A 4,724-nucleotide genomic window follows, 5' to 3' on the forward strand; every position below is an offset into this window, starting at 1 on the left:
TGCGCGCGGCGAGGGCCTGCGCGCGGCGAGGGCCTGCGCGCGGCGAGGGCCTGCGCGCGGCGAGGGCCTGCGCGCGGCGAGGGCCTGCGCGCGGCAAATGCGAGGGCGTGCGCGCGGCAAATGCGAGGGCGTGCGCGCGGCCGCCACCGCTCATCGGCAGAGCGGTGCCAGCGACGGAGCCCTTGGCCGGGTCGGCGACGGTGACGTTGAGTGCGAGGTCGTAGCCGACGACACGCGAGCCCCGACTTCGAGTCGGCACCGGGCCGCGCATGCGCACCCGTCCCGTTCTAATCAGCGGGCCAGGCGGATCCGGAGGAGAGCGCCGGATTCGGTGCTCGCGATCAATTCGGCCGGGCGGCCGGGGACGGCGGCCACCGCGGTGAGCGGCTGGCCCGCGAGAACGGCGCAGCCCGCGCCGGTGGTGGGATCGACTCGAACCAACTGGCCGGTGAGCGTGGTGACGTACAGGATGCCGCTCGGGTCGACGAGCAGATCGTCGGCGAAATCCGGCAGGCCGGGCAGTCGCCCGGCCACATCCGCGACGGTGGCGCGAGCCGCGGGGTCGTCGAGCGGGATACGGACGATCCGGCCGAGCGGGCCTCCGTTGGCGGTGATATACAGCACGCCGTCGTGCACGACCGCGCCGTTGGCGGCCAGTCCGGCCAGTGGTGCGCCCCAGGCGGTGTCGACGGAGGCGTCGGGACGGACCTTGACCACGCCGGACAAGGTCGCGACGTACAGGTTTCCGTCCGGGTCGAACGCCGCGCCGTTGGGCATCGCGAACCCGGAGACGTAGACCTCCGGTGTCGGCACGGCCGCCGCCGGATCGAACCGGAGCACGCCGCCCGGCCGGACGACGCTGACCGGCGCGTCGCCGTAGACGACGTACAGCAACCCATCCGGACCGAGCCGGACCGCGCCCGGGAACTCCACCGGGACGGTCGCGGTCACCGTACCCGCGGCGTCGTAGCGCTGGACCTCGTTGCGGTAGAGCCGGGAGACCCACAGATGGCCCTGGGCGTCGTAGCCCAGGTTCTCCGCCCAGTCGAGCACCGGCACCGGCGCCTCGACGGCCGTGACCGCCACCGCGGGGTCACAGGCGGCGACCGGCGGCGCGGCCCGGGCGACCGGCGCGAGTACCGCGGTGCAGGCGAGCGCCGCCGCGGAGACGAGGAAGGCGCCTGGACGGCGGAGGATTCTCAACGCGGGCACCTCGGCTGGGTTAGGGGTGAGTCGCCGCGGATCTTAGCCGTTATTCGGCGCGAGATCGTGCCGTCCCATCCACGACACGATGTTTGGCACTATCGGTGAATGCCTTTTTTCGACGGCGCGCGCGGACGGATGCACTATCGGCGGTGGCCGATCGAGAATCCGCGGTACACGCTCGTTCTGCTGCCCGGGATCGGGCAGCACAGCGGGCACTACCACCGGTTCGCGCGCGCCTTGCGGCCCGCCGGGGCGCAGGTGTGGGCGTTGGACACCTTCGGGCACGGGTTGAGCGAGGGCGATCCGGAGCGGCCCGGCACACTGGCCGAGCTGGTGGCGGACGCCGTGCGGCTCGTCGAACTGGCGCGCGGCGACCGGCCGCTGATCCTGCTGGGTCACTCGCTGGGCGCGGTGACCGCGCTGGGCATGCTCGGCGCGGCGGTGCCGGAAACGACCGGCCGGACACCGCATCCGGCGACCGCGGAACGAGACTTCCCGCTGCGACCGGCCCCGCCCGCCGACGCGCTCGCGGGCCTGGTGCTGTCGGGCGTTCCGAAGCGCGCGCTCGGCGGCGGTGCGCCCGGCGCGCCGGGAACGCCACTGCCGCGCGGACTTCCGGTCCTCGCGGTGCACGGCGTGGACGATCGGCGCGCGCCGATCGATGCCGTCAGGGTCTGGACTAGCCGCCACGAATCGGTAGATTTACGGGAGTACATCGACGCAGGGCACGACCTGTTGCACGAGCCGGTGCACGCGCGGGTCACTGCCGACATCGCGGATTGGACGCAGGGTGTCGTCGTGGGGTTGGCACGACATCCGTGAACCGCTCTTCGGACGAGGAAGGGGGACGGCGCAGATGCCATCGCAGGAGAACGAGTTCGGCGGAGAGCCACGTGCGGAGGTCACCGCACCCGGTATCGACATCGCCGCGCTGAACCGGGCGGTCGACGACGGCTCGCTGTGGATCGACACCCTGCTCGTCGCCGACGGCGCGCACGAACGCTGCGCGCGCCAGTACGAATTGCTCGCCGATCGGGTCGACGAGCAGATCCGCGTGCTGAGCGCCGCCACCGCCCTGCCCGGCTTCGGCGGATTCGCCTCCGGCGATGCGCTGCGCGCCGGTTTCGAGCGCAAGGCCGACGGCGCGATCACGCGATTGCGCGAATATTCCGCCGCCGCGCGGGAACTCGCCCAGACCTTCCGCGCCGCGGCCGCCACCTACCAGCAGGCCGACCAGGCCCTCGCGCTGGCAGTGGAGCGGATCGACGTAACGGGAGCCGCACATGCGTGAGATGCCGCGCGCCGGCGAGCGGGCCACCCACCGGCGCACCGATCCCGCTTACGCGCCGAATGTCGAAGTGTTCGACAACCTCACCCACAGTGAGATCCACGCCAAGGTGCAGCTGCTGGATCCGGCCGTGCTCGCGGGCGGCCAGCAGGCGTGGAGTGCCGCGGCGGCGCACCTCGCCGACGCGGTCTTCCAGGCGCACACCGAGATTCGCGCGGCCATCGCCGACGGCTGGCGCGGCTCCGCGGCCAAGAGCGCGGACGCGGTGGTGCGCGTGTTCGAGCAGGGCGGCCAGGATCTGGCCGACGTGTTCGCGGTGGTCTCGCAGCGCCTCGGGCGAGCGAGCGACGCGGCCGAAGCGTTGCGGGCCGCGGTGACCGAGCCGTCCACCGCCGCACCGGATCTCGCGGGAGCACTGCTGGATCCGGCCCAGGCGACCAGCAATGTCGAGGGGCAGAAGGCGAGTGAGCACGCCCGCCAGGACGTCGTGCGCGCGATGAACGACATCTACGCCGGTGTGTTCGTGCAGACCGGGACCGACGTGCCCGCGTTCCCCGACGAGACGGATCAGCCGACCGCCGCGGCGCCCGGCGCCGCACCGTCGAGCAAGATCATCGCAGGTGCCCAGCCCTCGCCTGCCGCGCAGCCCATATCGTTCGGGACAGCATCGCCGGATCCGAGCCACCCGGTACAGCAGCGGGGCGCTGTTGCGCAGGCCGATCCGGAACCCACCGTGGCGGCTGCGTCCACATCCACCGCGGCCGCTGCCACGCCGACCACCGCCGCCGCCACCGCGGGCGAGGCGCCGGCGCCGACCGCGTCTCGTGTCGCGCCCGCCGCCGCGGCGGCGCTTCCGGCGATGGCGGCCGCGTCGGTCCTCCGTGCCGCGCCCACCCCGGGCGCACCGGGGCCGACGACCGCACCCGCCGCGGCGACGAGCGAGCCGATGACGGTGCCTGCCGTGCCGGGTGCGGGACCCCAGGTTCCGCCCGAGGAACAGCGCAAGCGCGACGAGCGGCGCAAGAACGACGACAGCGGTGACGCGGCGGTCACCGGTCTCGGCGCGGGCGCGATGGGCGGCCTGATTGGCGGCGCGGTGGCCGCGATGGACACTCCGCGCGCGGGTTCGAGTGTGGCCGCGAACGCGGCGACCGCACGCCTGGCGCCGATCGACGACGAGGACGACGAGTTCGACCTCGACGACCTGCCCACCTTCCTCGAACCCTCCGACGACGGCGGCGAACTCATCGGATCGCTCGATCCGACCACGCCGCCCGTCCTCGGGGAATGGTCCGAGTACGAGTGAACTGGACGCTGACCCCGGACCAGTTCGCGCTGGCCTGGTCACGCACCGACGGTGATCGCATCCCCTACCCACTCGCCGTGCGCTTGTCGGCCCGCGACATCGGTGAACGCGCCGCGCAGCTTCCGGCGCTCGAACGCTGGTGCGATCAGGTCCTGGACGCGGATCTGGAGGCGGCGCTGCGCGTTCTCGCCCACCCGGACCTGCGCGTCGAGGTGTTCGGTCAGCGGGACGCGGCGCGCGAGGACGGCGGAGCGCGACCGGTGACCGACGCCGGGCCCGATCCCGCGGCGCGGCCGGTGCGCATCCTCGGAGCCGCCGCCGGCAACATCGCGGTGGTCGCGGCGCAACGCCCCGGCGCGACGCCCGACCGCGGCGGCGAGGTGCGATTGTTCGCGGGCAGCTCCAAAAGCTTGTGCGCGCGTATCGTTTCCATGCTTCCGGAGAACACTCCCGGCGCCCTCCCGCGGCTGACCGCTCCCCTGACCCAAGTCGGCGAGGACAGCCGCAACCTGGTCACCGTTCCGGTCGCCGGGCCGTCCACGCCATCCCGGATCCGCAAGCTGCTCCGGCAACCGCGCGAAGGCATCGGGCAGATGGTCGTCTCCGCCCGTCGCGGCGCGGGTGAACTACGCCCGTTCGGCGTGCTGTGCTGGATCGACGTGGTCGCCGACGGCCGGTACGCGGTGCGTACGGGTACAGACGTCGACATCGTCGCGGTGACCGCGGATCGTTTCGCCGCCCACCTCCGCCCGCTCGTCACCGCGGCCGCGCGCACGTCCACCGCCTACGCCGGGCGCTGAACATCTCGGCCGCCCATTTCGGGTCCATCGCCCACCGACAAGCGACTGCGCAACGGATGAACGCGTGACAGACACGCCGACCGGACAGCACGCTCGGCCCGGTCTGCTTCTGCCGCCTCGCCGG

The 4,724-nt window shown here is 73.2% G+C and carries 6 protein-coding genes; 4 read left to right on the forward strand and 2 right to left on the reverse strand.

Translation table 11 applies throughout. The annotated features are described in order from the left end of the window. Together ACWEKR_RS28775 and ACWEKR_RS28780 are read right to left on the reverse strand one after the other, a co-directional pair. The coding region (locus ACWEKR_RS28775; RefSeq protein ID WP_452357103.1) for a hypothetical protein at positions 1–259 on the reverse strand (259 nt) is incomplete at its 3' end. Between the two features lie 32 nt (positions 260–291). Next, on the reverse strand, positions 292–1,203 hold the full coding sequence (locus tag ACWEKR_RS28780) for a Vgb family protein (protein WP_452357104.1): 912 nt from the start codon (positions 1,201–1,203) through the stop codon (positions 292–294). A 108-nt stretch (positions 1,204–1,311) separates the two neighbouring features. Here ACWEKR_RS28780 and ACWEKR_RS28785 point away from each other — a divergent pair, with 108 nt between their 5' ends. Genes ACWEKR_RS28785 through ACWEKR_RS28800 form a run of 4 tightly spaced genes read left to right on the forward strand, consistent with a single transcriptional unit; the run spans position 1,312 to position 4,600 of the window. Then, a complete protein-coding gene (locus tag ACWEKR_RS28785; protein WP_452357105.1) occupies positions 1,312–2,028 on the forward strand; it encodes an alpha/beta hydrolase in 717 nt (238 codons plus the stop codon). Positions 2,029–2,062: 34 nt separating this feature from the next. After that, positions 2,063–2,497: a hypothetical protein gene (locus ACWEKR_RS28790; RefSeq protein ID WP_228829781.1), complete on the forward strand. Its 435-nt coding sequence runs from the start codon at positions 2,063–2,065 to the stop codon at positions 2,495–2,497. After that, positions 2,490–3,800 carry a PPE domain-containing protein gene (locus ACWEKR_RS28795; RefSeq protein ID WP_452357106.1) on the forward strand — a complete coding sequence of 437 codons (1,311 nt, stop codon included), beginning with the start codon at positions 2,490–2,492 and terminating at the stop codon, positions 3,798–3,800. The genes ACWEKR_RS28790 and ACWEKR_RS28795 overlap by 8 nt, the downstream gene beginning before the upstream one ends. Continuing rightward, positions 3,797–4,600 (forward strand): ESX secretion-associated protein EspG, encoded by an 804-nt coding sequence (locus ACWEKR_RS28800; RefSeq protein ID WP_452357107.1) that lies wholly within the window; start codon positions 3,797–3,799, stop codon positions 4,598–4,600. The genes ACWEKR_RS28795 and ACWEKR_RS28800 overlap by 4 nt, the downstream gene beginning before the upstream one ends. Positions 4,601–4,724 lie beyond the last annotated feature (124 nt).

Source organism: Nocardia sp. NPDC004573, from assembly GCF_053602135.1.